At 61.0% G+C, this 17,453-nt stretch carries 16 protein-coding genes; 7 read left to right on the plus strand and 9 right to left on the minus strand.

What is annotated here, in order from left to right; genetic code table 11:
- The first annotated feature begins 21 nt into the window (after window positions 1-21).
- The 4 genes from ACF8FB_RS11330 to pdxH all read left to right on the plus strand — a co-directional run bounded on the left by ACF8FB_RS11330 (window position 22) and on the right by pdxH (window position 5,279).
- The gene (locus ACF8FB_RS11330) at window positions 22-2,256 is read left to right on the plus strand and encodes a beta-galactosidase (RefSeq protein WP_392509812.1); all 2,235 of its coding nucleotides are present in this window, start codon (window positions 22-24) and stop codon (window positions 2,254-2,256) included.
- A gap of 133 nt (window positions 2,257-2,389) precedes the next feature.
- Entirely contained in the window at window positions 2,390-3,535 is a 1,146-nt protein-coding gene (locus ACF8FB_RS11335) for an EstA family serine hydrolase (RefSeq protein WP_010952288.1), read from the plus strand.
- Window positions 3,536-3,634: 99 nt separating this feature from the next.
- Complete coding sequence (locus ACF8FB_RS11340) at window positions 3,635-4,612, plus strand: OmpA family protein (protein WP_049588531.1); 978 nt, start codon at window positions 3,635-3,637, stop codon at window positions 4,610-4,612.
- 19 nt (window positions 4,613-4,631) lie between these two features.
- A complete protein-coding gene (pdxH, locus tag ACF8FB_RS11345; protein ID WP_010952290.1) occupies window positions 4,632-5,279 on the plus strand; it encodes a pyridoxamine 5'-phosphate oxidase in 648 nt (215 codons plus the stop codon).
- Between the two features lie 39 nt (window positions 5,280-5,318).
- On the opposite strand, the gene ACF8FB_RS11350 is transcribed toward pdxH, so the two are convergent.
- Complete coding sequence (locus ACF8FB_RS11350; RefSeq protein WP_014860076.1) at window positions 5,319-5,552, minus strand: hypothetical protein; 234 nt, start codon at window positions 5,550-5,552, stop codon at window positions 5,319-5,321.
- Window positions 5,553-5,699: 147 nt separating this feature from the next.
- Here ACF8FB_RS11350 and ACF8FB_RS11355 point away from each other — a divergent pair, with 147 nt between their 5' ends.
- Window positions 5,700-6,164 (plus strand): glycine zipper 2TM domain-containing protein, encoded by a 465-nt coding sequence (locus ACF8FB_RS11355; protein WP_003254883.1) that lies wholly within the window; start codon window positions 5,700-5,702, stop codon window positions 6,162-6,164.
- Window positions 6,165-6,233: 69 nt separating this feature from the next.
- On the opposite strand, the gene nhaA is transcribed toward ACF8FB_RS11355, so the two are convergent.
- The 3 genes from nhaA to ACF8FB_RS11370 all read right to left on the minus strand — a co-directional run bounded on the left by nhaA (window position 6,234) and on the right by ACF8FB_RS11370 (window position 10,090).
- Window positions 6,234-7,427 (minus strand): Na+/H+ antiporter NhaA, encoded by a 1,194-nt coding sequence (gene nhaA, locus ACF8FB_RS11360; protein ID WP_392509813.1) that lies wholly within the window; start codon window positions 7,425-7,427, stop codon window positions 6,234-6,236.
- Between the two features lie 277 nt (window positions 7,428-7,704).
- Entirely contained in the window at window positions 7,705-9,312 is a 1,608-nt protein-coding gene (locus tag ACF8FB_RS11365; RefSeq protein ID WP_010952294.1) for an NAD(P)/FAD-dependent oxidoreductase, read from the minus strand.
- A 103-nt stretch (window positions 9,313-9,415) separates the two neighbouring features.
- The gene (locus ACF8FB_RS11370) at window positions 9,416-10,090 is read right to left on the minus strand and encodes a COG3650 family protein (RefSeq protein WP_049588168.1); all 675 of its coding nucleotides are present in this window, start codon (window positions 10,088-10,090) and stop codon (window positions 9,416-9,418) included.
- Between the two features lie 295 nt (window positions 10,091-10,385).
- Here ACF8FB_RS11370 and ACF8FB_RS11375 point away from each other — a divergent pair, with 295 nt between their 5' ends.
- On the plus strand, window positions 10,386-11,687 hold the full coding sequence (locus tag ACF8FB_RS11375; RefSeq protein ID WP_392511350.1) for a hypothetical protein: 1,302 nt from the start codon (window positions 10,386-10,388) through the stop codon (window positions 11,685-11,687).
- 121 nt (window positions 11,688-11,808) lie between these two features.
- On the opposite strand, the gene ACF8FB_RS11380 is transcribed toward ACF8FB_RS11375, so the two are convergent.
- The 5 genes from ACF8FB_RS11380 to ACF8FB_RS11400 all read right to left on the minus strand — a co-directional run bounded on the left by ACF8FB_RS11380 (window position 11,809) and on the right by ACF8FB_RS11400 (window position 16,752).
- Complete coding sequence (locus ACF8FB_RS11380) at window positions 11,809-12,510, minus strand: ABC transporter ATP-binding protein (protein ID WP_003254879.1); 702 nt, start codon at window positions 12,508-12,510, stop codon at window positions 11,809-11,811.
- Window positions 12,511-13,278 (minus strand): high-affinity branched-chain amino acid ABC transporter ATP-binding protein LivG, encoded by a 768-nt coding sequence (livG, locus tag ACF8FB_RS11385; RefSeq protein WP_350298217.1) that lies wholly within the window; start codon window positions 13,276-13,278, stop codon window positions 12,511-12,513.
- Window positions 13,275-14,531: a high-affinity branched-chain amino acid ABC transporter permease LivM gene (locus ACF8FB_RS11390; RefSeq protein WP_010952298.1), complete on the minus strand. Its 1,257-nt coding sequence runs from the start codon at window positions 14,529-14,531 to the stop codon at window positions 13,275-13,277. Before ACF8FB_RS11390 ends, livG begins: the two co-directional genes overlap by 4 nt.
- Complete coding sequence (livH, locus tag ACF8FB_RS11395) at window positions 14,528-15,451, minus strand: high-affinity branched-chain amino acid ABC transporter permease LivH (protein WP_008097482.1); 924 nt, start codon at window positions 15,449-15,451, stop codon at window positions 14,528-14,530. The genes ACF8FB_RS11390 and livH overlap by 4 nt, the downstream gene beginning before the upstream one ends.
- Window positions 15,452-15,636: 185 nt before the next feature.
- Window positions 15,637-16,752 (minus strand): branched-chain amino acid ABC transporter substrate-binding protein, encoded by a 1,116-nt coding sequence (locus ACF8FB_RS11400; protein WP_010952299.1) that lies wholly within the window; start codon window positions 16,750-16,752, stop codon window positions 15,637-15,639.
- 359 nt (window positions 16,753-17,111) lie between these two features.
- On the opposite strand from ACF8FB_RS11400, the gene ACF8FB_RS11405 reads away from it, so the two are divergent.
- On the plus strand, window positions 17,112-17,423 hold the full coding sequence (locus ACF8FB_RS11405; protein WP_274146874.1) for a DUF2288 domain-containing protein: 312 nt from the start codon (window positions 17,112-17,114) through the stop codon (window positions 17,421-17,423).
- Window positions 17,424-17,453: the final 30 nt, after the last annotated feature.

Genomic DNA, 17,453 nt, shown 5'->3' on the forward strand with positions numbered 1-17,453 from the left:
CTGAAGGAGAGCCTCAGCCTTATGATCCGCCGCACCCTGCCCGCCGTATTCGCCTTGTTGTGCAGTTCGCCCTTGCTGGCCGGGCAGCAAACGCTGTTCAGCTTCGTGCGCCCGGCTTCGGTGGTCAATGTGGCGACGGTGGATGCCGGCATGCCGCAGTACAACGCGGAACAGACGGCCGAGGGCGAGGTGTTGCGGCGTGTGGTGTTCAACCCGGCCCAGCAGCCGACCCTGCGCCTGAGCCCGCAGAGCGGGGTGTGGGACTGGTCCGCCGGGCAGTTCCTGACCTTGCGCCTGCAAAGTGCCATGGATTGGGCATTGACCGTGGATGTCACAGTGCAAGGCAGCGATGGCCGCGTCTTGACCAGCCGTATCGACCTGCCCGCTGGCCCCGCGCAAACCGTGATGGTGCCCCTGACGGCCAGTTCGCCGCTGGACCAGGGCATGCGCGCCGGCCCGCCGATGCCCTGGAACCATGGTGGTCAGCGCCTCCTTTTGACCAGCAGCGCCGGTGCAGTCGACCTCAAGCAGGTGACCTCGGTCAGCCTGAGCATCCCCAGCCCCAAGGTGGCGCAGAGCCTGCTGATCGAGCGTGTCGGTATCCAGGATGACGACCAGGCGTACAGGGCGGCCTACCACGAGCTGATTGATGCTTATGGCCAGTCGACTCGCGGTAACTGGCCCGAGAAGGTATCCAGTGACGAGCAGCTCAAGGCGGCCGATACCCGTGAACAGCAACAGCTCAAGGGCTGGTTGGCAGAGCGCGGCAAGCAGAAACTGGACGCCTACGGTGGTCTGGTGGGTGGGCCGGCCTTTGCAGCCAAGGGTTTCTTTCGCACTGAAAAGCGTGATGGCCGCTGGTACCTGGTAACGCCGGATGGGCACCCGTTCTATTCCCTGGGGGTGAACGCCGTGGCGGCAGACGGCGGGCGTACCTATGTCGCCGGGCGCGAAGGCATGTTCAAGGCCTTGCCCGCTGAGGGCGATGCACTGGCCGCTTTCTATGGCGAAAGCAACAACGACGATGGCAATGCCTCGTCGCAAGGGCGCAATTTCAAGCAGGGGCGCTGGTTCGACTTCTACGCCGCCAACCTGCAGCGTACCTATGGCAAACCCTGCCGGCCCGCAGTGGAGGGCCAGCCAGCCGATTGCGCGCCGCCGGTGCTGGATGCCGACCGCTGGCAGGCGCATGCGCTTGATCGCCTTCAGGCCTGGGGGTTCAACACCGTTGGCAACTGGAGCGAGCCGGCGCTTGGCCAAGCCAGACGCATGCCGTATACCTTGCCGCTGTCGATCGTAGGCGACTACGCCAGCATCAGCACTGGCATGGACTGGTGGGGCCGCATGCCCGACCCGTTCGACCCGCGTTTTGCCATGGCCACCGAGCGTGCCGTGGCCATCGCCGCTCGTGATCACCGTGACGACCCTTGGCTCATCGGCTACTTCGCCGATAACGAACTGGCCTGGGCCGCCCCTGGAAGCGACCCCAAGAGCCGTTATGGCCTGGCCTACGGCACCTTGCGCCTGACCACCGACGTGCCAGCCAAACGCGCATTCCTCAAGCAGTTGCGCGACAAGTATCGCAACCAGGAAGGGTTGTCCAAGGCCTGGGGCATCGAACTGACCGCCTGGGAACTCATGGAAGATCCTGGCTTCGAGGCGCCGTTGCCTGACCCGGAGCACCCGGAAATCGAACGTGACTACCAGCACTTCCAGCGGGTATTTGCCGAGACCTACTTCAAGACCATTTCCGATTCGTTGAAATGGCATGCGCCCAATCACATGCTCCTGGGTGGCCGCTATGCGGTCAGTACACCGGAGGCGGTCAAGGCCTGTGCCGAGTTCTGCGATGTACTGAGCTTCAACTTCTATACCCTCAAGCCGCAGGACGGCTACGACTTTGCCCGCCTGGCAGAGCTGGACAAGCCGGTGCTGGTGTCCGAGTTCCAGTTCGGCTCGCGTGATCGCGGGCCGTTCTGGCCGGGGCCATTGGAGCTGGCGCGGGAAGAGGATCGCGGCCCGGCCTACGCAAACTTCCTCAAGGCCGCCATGGCGCAGCCGATGATCGTTGGCGCGCACTGGTTCCAGTACCTCGACCAACCGGCCAGCGGTCGCCTGCTCGATGGTGAGAACGGCCACCTCGGGCTGGTGGCGATTACCGATATGCCCTATCCAGGGTTTGTCGATGCCGTGCGCAAAAGCAATCTGCAAACCATGAACCAACTGCGTGCCGAGCTGGAAAAACCGGCCCCCTGAGATCAGGCGGATGCAGTCAACCCAGGTGAGAGCGGCCTTGTGTCGCGACCACTTGGCCCAAGCCTGTTTGCAAAACACCCAACTACTGAAACAATGCACACCTTTTTGGATATGGTCGTACGGAGAGCAGCGGGTGCAGATCCAGGGTCACTATGAGCTGAAGTTCGAAGCTGTGCGCGAAGCTTTTGCCGCACTGTTCGATGATCCCCAGGAGCGTGGCGCCGCGCTGTGCATCCAGGTGGGTGGCGAAACCGTCGTTGACCTGTGGGCCGGCAGTGCCGACAAGGACGGCCAGCAGGCCTGGCACAGCGATACCATCGCCAACCTGTTCTCCTGCACCAAGACCTTCGCGGCCGTTACCGCCCTGCAGTTGGTCGGCGAGGGCAAGCTGGCCCTCGATGCCCCGGTGGCCAACTACTGGCCCGAGTTCGCCCAGGCGGGTAAGCAGTCGATCACCTTGCGTCAGCTGCTCAGCCACCGTGCCGGCTTGCCGGCCATTCGTGAGCTGCTGCCGGCTGAAGCCTTGTATGACTGGCAGATCATGGTCGATGCCCTGGCAGCCGAGACTCCGTGGTGGACGCCAGGCACAGAACACGGCTACGCCGCCATCACCTTTGGCTGGCTGATCGGCGAGCTGATTCGCCGTGCCGACGGCCGTGGCCCTGGCGACTCGATCGTGGCCCGCACCGCCCGCCCATTGGGCCTGGATTTCCATGTTGGCCTGGCCGACGAGGAGTTCCACCGCGTGGCGCATATCGCCCGTGGCAAGGGCAATGCTGGAGACAGTGCAGCGCAACGCTTGCTGCAGGTGACCATGCGCGAGCCTGAGGCGCTGTCGACCCGTGCCTTTACCAACCCGCCCGCGATACTGACCAGCACCAACAAACCGGAATGGCGACGCATGCAGCAGCCAGCGGCCAATGGCCATGGCAACGCACGCAGCCTGGCGGGGTTCTATGCCGGGCTGCTGGACGGCAGCCTGCTTGAATCCGAACTGCTCGATGAGCTGACCCGCGAGCATAGCCTTGGCCAGGACCGTACCTTGCTCACCCAGACCCGTTTCGGCCTGGGCTGCATGCTCGACCAGCCCGATGTGGCCAATGCCACCTTTGGTCTCGGCGCCCGCGCCTTTGGCCACCCTGGTGCCGGTGGTTCGGTCGGTTTTGCCGACCCGGAGTACGATGTGGCCTTCGGTTTTGTGGTCAATACCCTCGGCCCTTATGTGCTGATGGACCCACGCGCCCAGAAACTGGTACGCGTCCTTGCCAGTTGCCTTTGATCGGGTAATGCGGGTATTGCCACACCCCTTTGACTATTCTCAATGCCAACGCCTGAAGTTCGTAGGCAAAATATCTTTCTATTTCATGGTGTATCGCTGATGTCTTCACATAAAACCTTAGCACTCGCCCTGTGCCTGACCGCCGTTACCGGCTGCGCCAGTCACTCCCCGGACGGCTCCAAGGAAGGTGGCTCCAGCTGGTGGCCTTTCGGTTCGGACAAGGTTGCCGAGCAGGAAGTGAAGTCAGCCGTCACTGAAAACGTGGCCAAAGCCGATGCCAAATCGGAAAGCTCCAGCCGCTGGTGGTGGCCGTTTGGCGGTGACGACAAGCAAGCCAAGGGGCCGGTGGTACCGAAGATCGATCAGAAGGCCACGCAGGCCTGGCTGGACGAATACGAGCCCAAGCTGCGCGAAGCGATCAAGGACAGCAAGCTGGAGCTGGAGCGTCGTGACAACGTGCTGGCGGTAACCCTGCCGGTGGACAGCTCGTACAATCCTGATCGCCCGAACATGTTGCTGCCCATGTCCCTGGGCCCGATTACCCGCGTTGCCAAGACTGTCGAAGGCGACCCCAAGACTGCCGTGCTGGTACTGGGCCATGCCGACAGCAGCGGCGCCGCCGTTGCCAACCAGAAGCTCAGCCTGGAGCGCGCCGCTTCGGTATCGGCCATCTTCCGCCTCAGCGGCCTGCAGCGTGACCGCCTGACCCTCAAGGGCATGGGTTCGGTGATGCCGCGCGCTGCCAACGACAGCGCCGAGGGCCGCGCCCTGAACCGCCGCGTGGAAATGTTGCTGACCCCGCAAAACACCATGGTCGCGCTGCTGGCCAAATACCAGCAGGCCGCCCCGGCACCCGCCCCGGCCTCGATGGTGGCGGTGCAGGATGCCAAGGCACCCGCTGCCAAGGCCGCTGGTGGCAAACCTGCCGTCAAGGCTGCGGCGAAGAAACCTGTAGCCAAGGCCAAAACGCCTGCGAAGACTGCAGCCAAGAAAAAAGCTGCGCCGGCCAAGCCTGCTGCCAAGAAAGCTGCCGTTGACAAGAAAGTAGCTGCCAACAGCCCTGCGAAGACCAACTGATCGTCAAGGAACCGCAGTAATGACCCAATCCCTGGCCGATATGCGCCGCGACTACACCCGTGATGGCCTGGCCGAAGACCAGGCACCAGGGGAGCCGTTCGCCCTGTTCCACCAGTGGTTCGCCGATGCGGTGAAAACCGAGCAGGTGCCGGTAGAAGCCAACGCCATGACCTTGGCCACCGTGGACGGCGAAGGTCGCCCGCATTGCCGTGTATTGCTGTTGAAGGGGCTCGACGAGCAGGGTTTCACCTTCTTCACTAACTATGACAGCGCCAAGGGCCAGCAACTGCAAGCCAACCCCTTTGCGGCAATGACCTTCTTCTGGCCGGCGCTGGAGCGTCAGGTGCGCATCGAGGGCCGGGTGCAGAAGGTCACGGCGCAGGAGTCGGATGCCTACTACCAGGTACGCCCGTTGGGCAGTCGCCTGGGGGCCTGGGCTTCGCCACAGAGCCGCGTGATTGCCGGGCGTGAAGAGCTGGAGGGCCTGGTAAAGGCCACCGAAGCGCGTTTCTCCGACACCCAGCCGCACTGCCCTGAGCATTGGGGGGGATACCGTTTGTTGCCCGAGCGCATCGAGTTCTGGCAGGGGCGGGCAAGTCGTCTGCATGATCGTTTGAACTATCGGCTGGTGGACGGGCAGTGGCTGCGAGAGCGGCTGGCGCCCTGAGCAACTGGGGCCGCCAAGCGGCCCCAGCCATTGATCAAGCTACCCCGGATAACCTGCCGCCTCGCGCTCCAACCACCCCGCCAGTTGCTTACGCCCCACCTTCTCCTGCCGCGCCTGCGCCAACCTTTCCAGCATGAACGCGCGTTTTTCAGGATCGGCCCCTGCCAGCGACAACGCCAGGTCGCGGTCCATCCAGCGGCGCATGCGCACATACAACCACCAGTGGAAATACAGTCCCGCAACGGTGGTGACCACGACGATGAAGTAATCCATGGCTATTCTTGGTCTCACTTGAAAGGCCTTCGACACAGCCCGGCAGGCTGTACCCCGGCTGAATGAAAACAATTTTATTACGTTTGTACCGTGACAGCCGTCAATGTGCAGCGTCTAATGAGCACCTGACTTATGGAGACTTTACCCATGCGTAAATCCGCTTTGCTGGTGGCGACCTTTACCACCATGTCGCTGCTGCTGGGGGGCTGTGCCTCGAGCCTGACCGGTGACAGCTACTCCCGTGACGAAGCCCGCCGCGTGCAAACCGTGCGTATGGGCACCATCGAATCCCTGCGTCCGGTCAAGATCGAGGGCACCAAGACCCCGATTGGCGGCGGTGCTGGTGCCATCGTGGGCGGTGTAGCCGGCAGCGCCGTGGGCGGTGGCCGTGGCAGCATCGTGGCTGCCGTGATCGGTGCCGTGGCCGGTGGCTTGGCGGGTTCCGCAGCAGAAGAAGGCTTGACCCGTACCCAAGGTGTCGAAATTACCGTTCGTGAAGATGATGGCAGCATGCGCGCCTATGTACAGGCCGTGCAGGAGAACGAAGTCTTCCGCGTTGGCGAGCGCGTGCGCATCATGACAGTTGACGGTACCAGCCGCGTTTCGCACTGACCGTAACGCAGTAAAACAAAACCCCGACATGGCTGCTGCCAGTCGGGGTTTTTTCATGCTTCAGCCAAGTCAGGCAACGCTGGTTTTGCGGCTGGCCATTGCGGTGACGGCGTAGCCGATCACCGCAGCAAAGAACGAACCAGTAAGAATGCCCATGCGGTCCATGCCGGCGTACTCACTGCTACCCGGGGCGAAGGCGAGCGAGCCTACGAACAGGCTCATGGTAAAGCCAATGCCGCAGAGTATCGCCACCCCCAGAATTTGCCCCCAACCAGCGCCCGCAGGCAGCGCGGCCAGGCGCAGCTTGACCGCCACCCAGGTCAGGCCGAAAACCCCCACGGTCTTGCCCAGCAACAGGCCGATCGTGATGCCCATCGGCACGGGGTGGGTGAAGCTGTCTACGGTCATGCCTGCCAGCGAAACGCCGGCATTGGCAAAGGCGAAAATTGGCAGGATGGCATAGGCCACCCAGGGGTGCAGGGCATGTTCCAGCGCCAGCAGCGGCGACGATTCAGCATTGCGTGTACGCAGCGGGATGCAAAAGGCCAGCGCGACACCGGCCAAGGTGGCATGCACGCCACTCTTGAGCACACAAACCCACAGGATCAGGCCAACGATCATGTAGGGGCCAAGCTTGATCACGCCAAGCCGGTTCATCGCCACCAGCACCAGCAGACAGGCCGCAGCCAGCAGCAGCGACACACTCGACAGGGTGCCGGAGTAGAACAGGGCGATGACAATGATCGCACCCAGGTCGTCGATGATCGCCAGGGTCATCAGGAACAACTTCAGTGACACTGGTACGCGCTTGCCGAGCAGGGCCAGGACGCCGAGGGCGAAGGCGATGTCGGTGGCGGTAGGGATCGCCCAGCCTGCCACGGCTGCAGGGTTGTCACGGTTGATGAACCAGTAGATCAGCGCTGGCACCACCATGCCGCCCACGGCTGCGGTGGCAGGCAGAATCACTTGTGAGGGCTTGGACAGGTGACCGTCGACCACCTCGCGTTTGACCTCCAGGCCGATGAGCAGGAAGAACAGGGCCATCAGGCCGTCGTTGATCCACAGTAGCAATGGCTTGGCGATGTTCAGCGCGCCGACCTGGACGGCGACGGGTACCTCGAGCAAGCCGCCGTACAGGTAGGACAGTGGCGAGTTGTTGATGATCAGGGCCAGAACGGCGGCGGCGATCAACAGCAGGCCACTGGCGGCTTCGAGCTGGAAGAAACGGGTAAACAGGCTACGCACGGGCTGTAGGCCCTCCATGAGCAGTTTACGCAGGGTACGGGCGTACACCCTAGCCTGTAGAGATATGCTTTCAAACAAAAGACATATTCGTTTTTGTTATATGTTGTTGCTGACAGGCCTGGGGCAAGCCTAGATGGATTTGGGGAAGGATGGGGGAGGGGAAGTCTGGAGTAGGTGCTGGAATAGTCTGATGCCGGACCGGGCCCTTTCGCGGGTAAACCCGCTCCTACAGGGGACCATTGTTCCGTGTAGGAGCGGGTTTACCCGCGAAGAGGCCCTGTCAGTCGCTAAAGAGTCAGAGGCCGAGCATATCCCGCGCCACTGCCTCGGCGATGCGAATGCCATCCACACCGGCTGACAGGATCCCGCCCGCGTACCCGGCCCCTTCACCCGCCGGGAACAGCCCTTTGATGTTCAGGCTCTGGTAGTCCTCACCCCGGGTAATCCGCAGTGGCGACGAGGTACGCGTCTCGATCCCGGTCAACACCGCATCATGCAGGTTATAGCCCTTGATCTGCCGGTCGAACGCCGGCAGTGCCTCACGGATCGCCTCGATGGCGAAGTCCGGCAGGCTCGGCGCCAGGTCACCCAAGGTCACGCCCGGCTTGTAGGACGGCTCGACACTGCCCAGTGCGGTCGAGGGCCGGCCGGCGACAAAATCACCCACCAGCTGTGCCGGGGCCTGGTAGTTGCTGCCGCCCATTACATAGGCGTGCGCCTCCAGGCGCTCCTGCAGTTCGATACCGGCCAACGGGCCACCCGGGTAGTCGCGCTCGGGGTCGATGCCGACGACGATGCCGGAGTTGGCGTTGCGCTCGTTACGCGAATACTGGCTCATGCCGTTGGTGACGACTCGCCCTGGCTCGCTGGTGGCCGCGACCACGGTGCCACCCGGACACATGCAGAAGCTGTATACCGAGCGGCCATTCTTGGCGTGGTAAACCAGCTTGTAGTCGGCGGCACCCAGTTTTGGGTGGCCGGCATACTTGCCCAGGCGTGCCTTGTCGATCAGCGTTTGCGGGTGCTCGATACGGAAGCCCACCGAGAACGGTTTGGCTTCCATGTAGACACCTTTGGCGTGCAGCATGCGGAAGGTGTCGCGGGCGCTGTGGCCCAGGGCCAATACCACATGGCGCGAGTGCAACTGCTCGCCGCTTTCAAGCACTACACCGGTCAGTTGGCCATCTTCGATCAACAGGTCGGTGACCTTCTCCTGGAAGCGCACTTCGGCCCCCAGGGCGATCATGTCCTGGCGCATCTGTTCGACCATGCCGGTGAGGCGGAAGGTGCCGATGTGCGGCTTGTTGATGTACAGGATTTCGTCTGGCGCACCGGCCTTGACGAATTCTTCCAGCACTTTGCGGCCGTGGTGTTGCGGGTCCTTGATCTGGCTGTACAGCTTGCCGTCCGAGAAGGTACCGGCGCCGCCTTCACCGAACTGCACGTTGGACTCGGGGTTGAGCACGCTCTTGCGCCACAGGCCCCAGGTGTCCTTGGTGCGCTGGCGCACTTCCTTGCCACGTTCGAGGATGATCGGCTTGAAGCCCATTTGTGCCAGCAACAGGCCGGCAAAGATGCCGCACGGGCCGAAACCGACCACGATCGGGCGCTCCTGCAGGCCTGCCGGGGCCTGGCCGACGAACTTGTAGGTGACGTCTGGGGCCGGGCCGATGTTGCGATCATCGGCGAACTTGCTGAGCAGCTCGGCCTCGTTGCTGGCTTCCAGATCGATGGTGTAGATGAACAGCAGCTCGCTGTTCTTCTTGCGCGCATCGTAGCTGCGCTTGAACAGGTTGAAGCTGAGCAGTTGCTCGTCGCGGATGCCCAGGCGCTGGACGATGGCTTCGCGCAGCGCTTCGTCGGGATGGTCCAGGGGCAGCTTCAGTTCGGTGATTCGTAGCATGGCAGGGTCCAGTATCCCGGCCATGGGCGGCCGGCGGCTTTACACAAACCGCCAAGTATAAGCTGTTAGATGCCCCGACTGGCAGGATAAAAGCGCCCGGTGATCAGTTGTCGCGCGCCCCACCGTAGTAACCGCAGCCTTGCAGGGTCTTGCCGTCGATGCGCAATTCGGCGCGCAGATGGTAGATGGCGCCGGTGGCGCTGTCTACACAGCGTTGCGGCGCGGCCCATAGCTCCACGTGCTGGCCGTTGGCTTCGCTGGTCAGGGTCAGGCCACCGCCGGGCACTTCTTCTTCCAGGAATGGCAGGGGCAGGGGGGGCTGGTCGATGCGGTTGAGCACCATGCCTTTGCCGCTGGCCTTGATGTCCCAACCCGGTTCGTGGCCGTTGGCGCGCAGGGTCAGCTGTTTGAAGTTGGGGTCCTCGCAGGCGCGGGTGGAAGGTTCCAGGCGGTACAGATGGCGTACTTCCAGTTGGCCGTCGTTGGTGGCCTGCTTGCTGCCGGTAAGGCGCCCTCGGACATCGGCAAACAGCTTGTCGTTGGCATCCTTGGCCAGGTTGGCGGCCTCTTGCAGGATGCCGGTGGCGGCGACGTCGTTGATCACGAAGGTGCGGTTTTCGCTGCACGGCTTGAACAGCAACTGGCCACCGGCGGCACGCAGTTCGCCCTGCATGCGCGTGGTGCCGATGTTCGGGTCGTTGGGGGCGTCAGCCATGAGCTGGCAACCGCCGAACAGGGGTAGCAGGGTGGTCAGCAGCAGGGTAGGGGTTAGGCGCATGGGCGAACTCCGGGGAATCTTTGCCAAAGAGCTGGCCACGTTACTGAGACCGGACGAACTCCACAAGTGACATTATCTCCATTGAGGCCTATGAAAACGACGCGCGAGTCGGGCCAGGAATGCCCAGATACTTGATGAAGTGATAGCCCTGGGCCATTAGTTATATTTGTCAGTAGTCAAGCTGTTTTTAATTGGCAAGAATTTTATACCCGCTGCTTTCTGCTTCAGGGATGATAATTTGCCTCTGCATATGCATGGTTGCGGACTTTATTAATTATTTTAGAGGATATAAAACATGGGTCAGAATAAGCAGGTATCGGGATTTGATATTGAATATCGAGTACCTTTTCCGATTCCCGAGGCCACCAATAAAAGTACGCTGGTTCTCCCCGTTGGAGGTAAGCGATATTTGCTGGATGGCCTTGGTAAAACGATTATGGTAGGGCGTGTAAAGCATGATGGTACAGCAGATTTGACGTTTGGTTTGCGAGGTTTCAGCTCCCATAATATTTCTGACTTTACGGATGCTTTTCCGCGCGCTGCAGGGTTGATTCCTCAACCTGACGGAGGCGTAATCGCTGGTTTGTATAATGCATCGGAGCTGGGCTTGGTCCGCTTCAAGCTCAATGGTGAGGTCGATATGTCGTTTGGGCAGGCCGGCACGGTCTTCCACAAAGTTGAAAAGATGAGTGCAAGTTCAGCGGGGCGTGGAAGAAACAATGACGGTCGTCAGGATTCTGTTTTTTCGTCGGCAGTGCTGGGCGCATTGACACCCGCCAAGGACGGCAACTTTTACGGGGTTCTGGGTAACCGCTTTGCAGGTGATTTCTCGTTGCTGCGCTGTTTAGCAAACGGAGCGCTGGATGCTGAGTTCAATGGCACTGGCATTGTTAGCGTTAAGCATCCGACTTTGGACACAGACGCCCCCGCCGTTATCGCTTCTGCAGACGGGGGCGCTGTGGTAGTTGGCACACTGGGCGACCTGTCGGTTGGGATGCGCGGATTTTTCTGTCGGTACAAGGCCGATGGCTCGCTGGACAAGACGTTCGGTGAGGAAGGTTATTCGATTTTCGATTCTGTATCTGCAGGTATCCCTCATCCAGAGCTGAGTCAAATGGAGCTTGCTCACGTGGCGATCATGGCGGACGGCGGATACGTCGCGTGTGGTTACCTGACAGCACGTGATCCCTGGCGCTTCTATGGGATGGTGGTACGCATAGATTCAACCGGCCGGCCGGAGCAGTCTTTCAACGGCGGTAAACCGTTGCTCTTTGAGCTGCCTGATGGCGTTGAGGTTGACTTCCTTTGGGGCGGGATTGCTGAAATGGCCGATGGCAAGGTGGCCGTGGCGGGAGGTGCAGTGACGCGCAATGCAGGTTATCAGCGGCAGGTGCTGCTGGTTCGATATGATTCCAAAGGGGTACTTGATCCTACATTTGGCGAGCAGGGCTGGAGGATACTCGCACCTTTTGGAGATGCGGTCACATATCTACAGGGCCTGCAGGTCGATTTAGAGCAAAAAATCTTGGTTTCTGGCGATAGTGGTCCCAATAACAATTTAAGTTCTATGAAGGGGTTTGCGGCGCAGCTTGACTAGCGTGGTACCGAGACCGACGACCTCAATGCTTGGTAGCATCGGCTACAGAACATTGAGGTGTCGGGCAACGTGACAGGCGCAATGGAGAGCCTGTTGGTTGTCTCCTTTCTACGTTAAATACCTATCCCCCCAGATACGCGTCGCGTACCTTCGGGTCCGTCAGCAGTGCTTCACCGGTACCCTGCATCACCACCCGGCCGTTTTCCAGCACGTACGCCCGGTCAGCGATCTTCAGCGCCTGGTTGGCGTTCTGCTCCACCAGGAACACCGTCACGCCATCGCGGCGCAGCTGTTCGATGATGTCGAAGATCTGCTGGATGATGATCGGCGCCAGGCCCAGCGAAGGCTCGTCGAGCAGCAGCAGCTTGGGCTTGCTCATCAGCGCCCGGCCGATGGCCAGCATCTGCTGCTCGCCACCGGACATGGTGCCGCCGCGCTGGATGTAACGCTCTTTCAGGCGCGGGAACAGTTGCAGGACCTTGTCCAGTTGCTCCTGATAGTCGCCCTTGTCGGTGAAGAAACCGCCCATGGCCAGGTTTTCCTCGACCGTCAGACGAGCGAACACGCGGCGGCCTTCCGGCACCACCGCGATGCTCTTGCGCATGATGTGCGAGGACGGCTGGCCGACCAGTTCTTCCCCCAGATACTTGATGCTGCCGCTGTGCGCCTGCGGCGAACCGCACAGGGTCATCAGCAAGGTCGACTTGCCGGCACCGTTGGCGCCGATCAGGGTGACGATCTCGCCCTGGTTGATCTCCACGTTGACGCTGTGCAACGCCTGGATCTTGCCGTAGAAAGTGGAAACGTTTTCGAACTTCAGCATTTACGCTTCCCCCAGGTAGGCTTTGATCACGTCAGGGTTGTCGCGGATCTCTTCCGGCGTGCCGTCGGCCAGGGGGGTACCCTGGTTGATCACCACGATATGGTCGGAAATGCTCATCACCAGCTTCATGTCGTGCTCGATCAGCAGCACGGTGACGTTGTGCGACTCACGCAGGTAGGCGATCAGAGCCTTGAGGTCTTCGGTTTCCTTCGGGTTCAGGCCGGCTGCCGGTTCATCGAGCATGATGATGCGTGGCTGGGTCATCATGCAGCGGGCAATTTCGAGGCGGCGTTGCTGCCCGTAGGCGAGGGTGCCGGCCGTACGGTTGGCGAACTCGGTCAGGTTGACCTTCTCCAGCCAGTACTGCGCGCGTTCCATGGCCTCCTTCTCGCTGCGGCGGAAGCTCGGGGTCTTGAACAGGCCGGCGAAGAAGTTGGTGTTGAGGTGGCGGTGCTGGGCGATCAGCAGGTTTTCCAGTGCGGTCATTTCCTTGAACAGCCGCACGTTCTGGAAGGTCCGCACCACGCCCTTGCGGGCGATCTGGTGGCCGGCCAGGCCCTGAATCGGCTGGCCATCGAGCAGGATGGTGCCGCCGCTGGGCTTGTAGAAGCCGGTCAGGCAGTTGAACACGGTGGTCTTGCCGGCGCCGTTCGGGCCGATCAATGCCACCACCTGTTTTTCTTTGACGGTCAGGGCCACGCCGTTGACCGCCAACAAGCCGCCGAAGCGCATGCTCAGGCCGCTGACTTGCAGAATTTCGCGGCTCATCGACGCAGCTCCATGTGTGGACGTTGCATAGGCAGCAGGCCTTGCGGACGCCAGATCATCATCAACACCATCAGCGCACCGAACATCAGCATGCGGTATTCGCTGAACTCACGCATCAGCTCAGGCAGCAGGATCATCACGATGGCCGCGAGAATCACGCCCAGTTGTGAACCCATGCCACCCAGCACGACGATGGCGAGGATGATCGCCGACTCGATGAAGGTGAACGACTCCGGCGTCACCAGGCCTTGGCGCGCGGCGAAGAAGCTGCCGGCGAAGCCGGCGAAGCAGGCACCCAGGGTGAATGCCGAGAGCTTGATCACGGTCGGGTTCAGGCCCAGAGCACGGCAGGCGATCTCGTCTTCACGCAGGGCTTCCCAGGCACGGCCGATCGGCATGCGCAGCAGGCGGTTGATCACGAACAACGCCAGCAGGGCCAGCAGCAGGGCCACCAGGTACAGGAAGATGACCTTGTTGATCGAGTTGTATTGCAGCCCGAAGAACTCGTGGAAGGTCTGCATGCCCTCGGCCGCACGGCGTTCGAAGGTCAGGCCGAAGAACTCCGGCTTGGGGATGTTGCTGATGCCGTTGGGGCCGCCGGTCCAGTCGGTGAGGTTACGCAGGAACAGGCGGATGATCTCACCGAAACCGAGGGTCACGATCGCCAGGTAGTCACCACGCAGGCGCAGCACCGGGAAGCCGAGCAGGAAGCCGAACGTGGCAGCCATCAGGCCGGCAATCGGCAGGCACACCCAGAAGCTCCAGCCCAGGTAATGCGAGAGCATGGCGTAGCTGTAGGCACCGACGGCATAGAAGCCCACGTAGCCGAGGTCGAGCAGGCCCGCCAGACCGACCACGATATTCAGGCCCAGGCCCAGCAACACGTAGATCAGGATCAGCGTGGCAATGTCGACCGCACCACGAGAGCCGAAGAACGGCCATACCAGTGCCACCACGATCAACCCGATGATGACATAGCGCTGGGTCTTGGGCAGGGTGAGGTAGTTGCTGACTGCCGGGGGGATCAGCTTGCGATCCGATCGGCGGCCCATCACCGAACTCCACTGCTTGTCGAACAGCACGCGCAGGAACATCAGCACGGAACACACGGCGATGATGCTGATGGTGAACGAGCCCTGACTGTGCACGACCAGGCTGATGCCGTCGATGCTCAGTTTCAGGCCCAGTACCGGGAAGGCCACGGCCCAGACCAGCAAGGCGCTGAAGAACGCCTGTTTGAGATTTCTGTTCATACTTTTTCAACCTCCGGGCGGCCCAGAATGCCGGTCGGCCGGAATAGCAGGACAAGAACCAACAAGCCGAATGCCACCACGTCCTTGTACTGGTCGCCGAAGATATCGGCACCGAACGCTTCGGCCACGCCCAGCACCAGCCCGCCGAGCATGGCGCCCGGGATGCTGCCGATGCCACCCAGTACCGCCGCGGTGAAAGCCTTCAGGCCCACCAGGAAACCGGCGTTGGGGTTGATCACCCCGTACTGCATGCTCAGCAGCACGGCCGCCACGGCAGCCAGGGCGGCACCGATGACGAAGGTGAGGGCGATGATGTTGTTGGTGTTGATGCCCAGCAGGTTGGCCATCTTGATGTCCTCGGCGCAGGCGCGGCAGGCGCGGCCCAGGCGGGAACGAGAGATGAACAGGGTGAGCAAGGTCATGGCCACCAGGGTGACGACGAACACCAGGATTTGCATGTAGCTGATCAGTACTTCTTCAGCACCGCCTGGCCCGAAGGAGAAACTCCCGGGGATCAGGTTGGGGATGGACTTGTCCTTGGAGTCCTGCGAAAGCAAGACCGTGTTCTGCAGGAAGATCGACATGCCGATGGCAGAAATCAGCGGGATCAGACGGTTGCTGTTGCGCAGGGGGCGGTAGGCAACCCGTTCGATACTGTAGCCATAGGCACTGGTGACGAAGATCGTCGCGACGAAGGCGACGGTCATCAGGATCGGCAGCGAATGGATACCCATCATGGCCAGGCCCGCCAGGGCGATGAAGGCCACGTAGGAACCGATCATGTACACCTCGCCGTGGGCGAAGTTGATCATGCCAATGATGCCGTACACCATCGTGTAGCCGATGGCGATCAAGGCATAGGTGCTGCCGATGGTCAATCCATTAACCAGTTGTTGGAAGAAATGGTAGATCTCAGGCATTACAGCGCTCCTAAAAACCTGATTTGCATTTCACTGGCAGGGGTACGGCCAGGAAACCGCGGGTGACGGTTTTAAGATTTTCAGGTGAGCCGGCCCCCGGATCGCGGGGATCGGGCCCATGAACCTCATAAAACGAAGCCCACTGCTCGCACAGTGGGCTCGTAGGTCAGCTATTAGTCACGCAGTTACTGAGGGGAGACTTCGGTCTTCGGCTTGCCGAAGTGCCATTCGTAGACCACGAACTTGAAGTCTTTCAGGTCGCCTTTGTCGTCGAACGACAGGTCGCCGGTCGGGGTCTTGAAGGTGCCTTTGTGGATGGCCTCGGCCACCTTGTCGGTATCATCAGAACCGGCTTTCTTGATGCCTTGAGCGATCAGCTCGACAGCCGAGTAGGCAGGGAATACGAACGGGCCGCTTGGGTCCTTGCCGTCAGCCTTGATGGCGTCGACGATCTTCTTGTTCGCCGGGTCCGCGTCGAACGACTTCGGCAGGGTGACCAGCAGGCCTTCGGAGGCGTTCTGGGCGATCTGCGAAATGGAGTCGTTACCCACGCCTTCCGGACCCATGAACTTGGCTTTCAGGCCTTTTTCCTGAGCCTGGCGCAGGATCAGGCCCAGCTCTGGGTGGTAGCCGCCGTAGTAGACGAAGTCGACGTTGTTCTGCTTGAGCTTCTGGATGATCGAGGAGAAGTCCTTGTCACCCGCGTTCAGGCCTTCGAACACGGCAACCTTGGTGCCTTTGCTTTCCAGGGTCTGCTTGACGGCGGTGGCGATGCCTTCACCGTACTGCTGCTTGTCGTGCAGGACGGCAACGACCTTCGGCTTGACGTGGTCGGCGATGTAGTTGCCGGCAGCCGGGCCCTGGGCGCTGTCCAGGCCGATGGTGCGGAAAATCAGCTTGTAGCCACGGGCGGTGATTTCCGGTGAGGTGGCGGCCGGGGTGATCATGATCACGCCTTCGTCCTCGTAGATGTCGGACGCTGGCTGGGTGGAGCTGGAGCACAGGTGGCCGACCACGAACTTGACGCCGTCGTTGACCACTTTGTTGGCGACTGCCACGGCCTGTTTAGGGTCGCAGGCGTCGTCGTATTCCTTGGCTTCGAGCATCTTGCCATCCACGCCGCCCGCGGCGTTGATATCCTTGATGGCTTGCTTGGCGCCGATGAACTGCATGTCGCCGTACTGGGTCACGGGACCCGTCTTGGGACCGGCGATGCCGATCTTGATGGTATCGGCGGCAAACGAATGGCTGGCTACCCCGGCCAGTACCATTGCGGCGAACAGCTTGGAAATCTTGATCATAGTGCTCCACTCATTCTGTTGTAATTCTTATAGTCCTGGCGGCCAGGGCTACAGACCGGGCGGGATTTGCGGCGTGGCCATGCCAACGCGCTAGCCCACCTTCCCCCGGAACATGTCCCGGAACTGTACCGGTACAGTGTAGAGCGCTGTTCGAGCGCTTGAAAAGCGGTCGAAAAGTGCGTCTTTCCTGCGTTGTCGCTTGATCGACAGAAAGATACAGAAAGGCGCCATCAAACTGCCTGCATCTGCGACCCCGTCCCACAACTTCGGGGCCAATCGACCAAATTACATATTTGAAACCGGGTTTTTCTGCAAAAATGCCGACCTTTTTATTGACCGATTTTTTGCGGATACCACCCATGACTGATCAAACAAGCACCCTCTATGCCAAATTGCTTGGCGAGACGGCAATCATCGAGTGGAAAGCGTTGGAGCGTTTTTGGGCCAAGGGTGACCTGATTTGGGTCGACCCCAGCCTTGACCTGATCGCCGTTGCCGAGGCGATGGCCGAGAATCGCAGCGAGATCTTCGCCAAGTGGCGTAGTGATGGCACTGTTGGGCCGGTGTCTGCCGAGCAGGCATTGGACCTGCAAAGCCGCGACCCAGAGATCTGGGCGGTGGTGGTTTCACCGTTCATCGTGATTCAGGTGAAGGGCCAGGATGAGGCGTGATCTTTTTTAGTGCGCAAAATTACGCATCAG

This window comes from Pseudomonas sp. yb_2 (assembly GCF_043103905.1).
Lineage (GTDB): Bacteria > Pseudomonadota > Gammaproteobacteria > Pseudomonadales > Pseudomonadaceae > Aquipseudomonas > Aquipseudomonas alloputida.

What these genes read in the sequence shown, in the direction of transcription:
- ACF8FB_RS11390 (WP_010952298.1), bottom strand. Translation starts at nt 14,531, where the DNA reads ATGAACAGAAATCTCAAACAGGCGTTCTTCAGCGCCTTGCTGGTCTGG.
- ACF8FB_RS11380 (WP_003254879.1), bottom strand. Translation starts at nt 12,510, where the DNA reads ATGCTGAAGTTCGAAAACGTTTCCACTTTCTACGGCAAGATCCAGGCG.
- ACF8FB_RS11340 (WP_049588531.1), top strand. Translation starts at nt 3,635, where the DNA reads ATGTCTTCACATAAAACCTTAGCACTCGCCCTGTGCCTGACCGCCGTT.
- ACF8FB_RS11330 (WP_392509812.1), top strand. Translation starts at nt 22, where the DNA reads ATGATCCGCCGCACCCTGCCCGCCGTATTCGCCTTGTTGTGCAGTTCG.
- ACF8FB_RS11375 (WP_392511350.1), top strand. Translation starts at nt 10,386, where the DNA reads ATGGGTCAGAATAAGCAGGTATCGGGATTTGATATTGAATATCGAGTA.
- ACF8FB_RS11400 (WP_010952299.1), bottom strand. Translation starts at nt 16,752, where the DNA reads ATGATCAAGATTTCCAAGCTGTTCGCCGCAATGGTACTGGCCGGGGTA.
- ACF8FB_RS11350 (WP_014860076.1), bottom strand. Translation starts at nt 5,552, where the DNA reads ATGGATTACTTCATCGTCGTGGTCACCACCGTTGCGGGACTGTATTTC.
- nhaA (WP_392509813.1), bottom strand. Translation starts at nt 7,427, where the DNA reads ATGGAGGGCCTACAGCCCGTGCGTAGCCTGTTTACCCGTTTCTTCCAG.
- livH (WP_008097482.1), bottom strand. Translation starts at nt 15,451, where the DNA reads ATGCCTGAGATCTACCATTTCTTCCAACAACTGGTTAATGGATTGACC.
- ACF8FB_RS11405 (WP_274146874.1), top strand. Translation starts at nt 17,112, where the DNA reads ATGACTGATCAAACAAGCACCCTCTATGCCAAATTGCTTGGCGAGACG.
- ACF8FB_RS11365 (WP_010952294.1), bottom strand. Translation starts at nt 9,312, where the DNA reads ATGCTACGAATCACCGAACTGAAGCTGCCCCTGGACCATCCCGACGAA.
- ACF8FB_RS11355 (WP_003254883.1), top strand. Translation starts at nt 5,700, where the DNA reads ATGCGTAAATCCGCTTTGCTGGTGGCGACCTTTACCACCATGTCGCTG.
- livG (WP_350298217.1), bottom strand. Translation starts at nt 13,278, where the DNA reads ATGAGCCGCGAAATTCTGCAAGTCAGCGGCCTGAGCATGCGCTTCGGC.
- ACF8FB_RS11370 (WP_049588168.1), bottom strand. Translation starts at nt 10,090, where the DNA reads ATGCGCCTAACCCCTACCCTGCTGCTGACCACCCTGCTACCCCTGTTC.
- pdxH (WP_010952290.1), top strand. Translation starts at nt 4,632, where the DNA reads ATGACCCAATCCCTGGCCGATATGCGCCGCGACTACACCCGTGATGGC.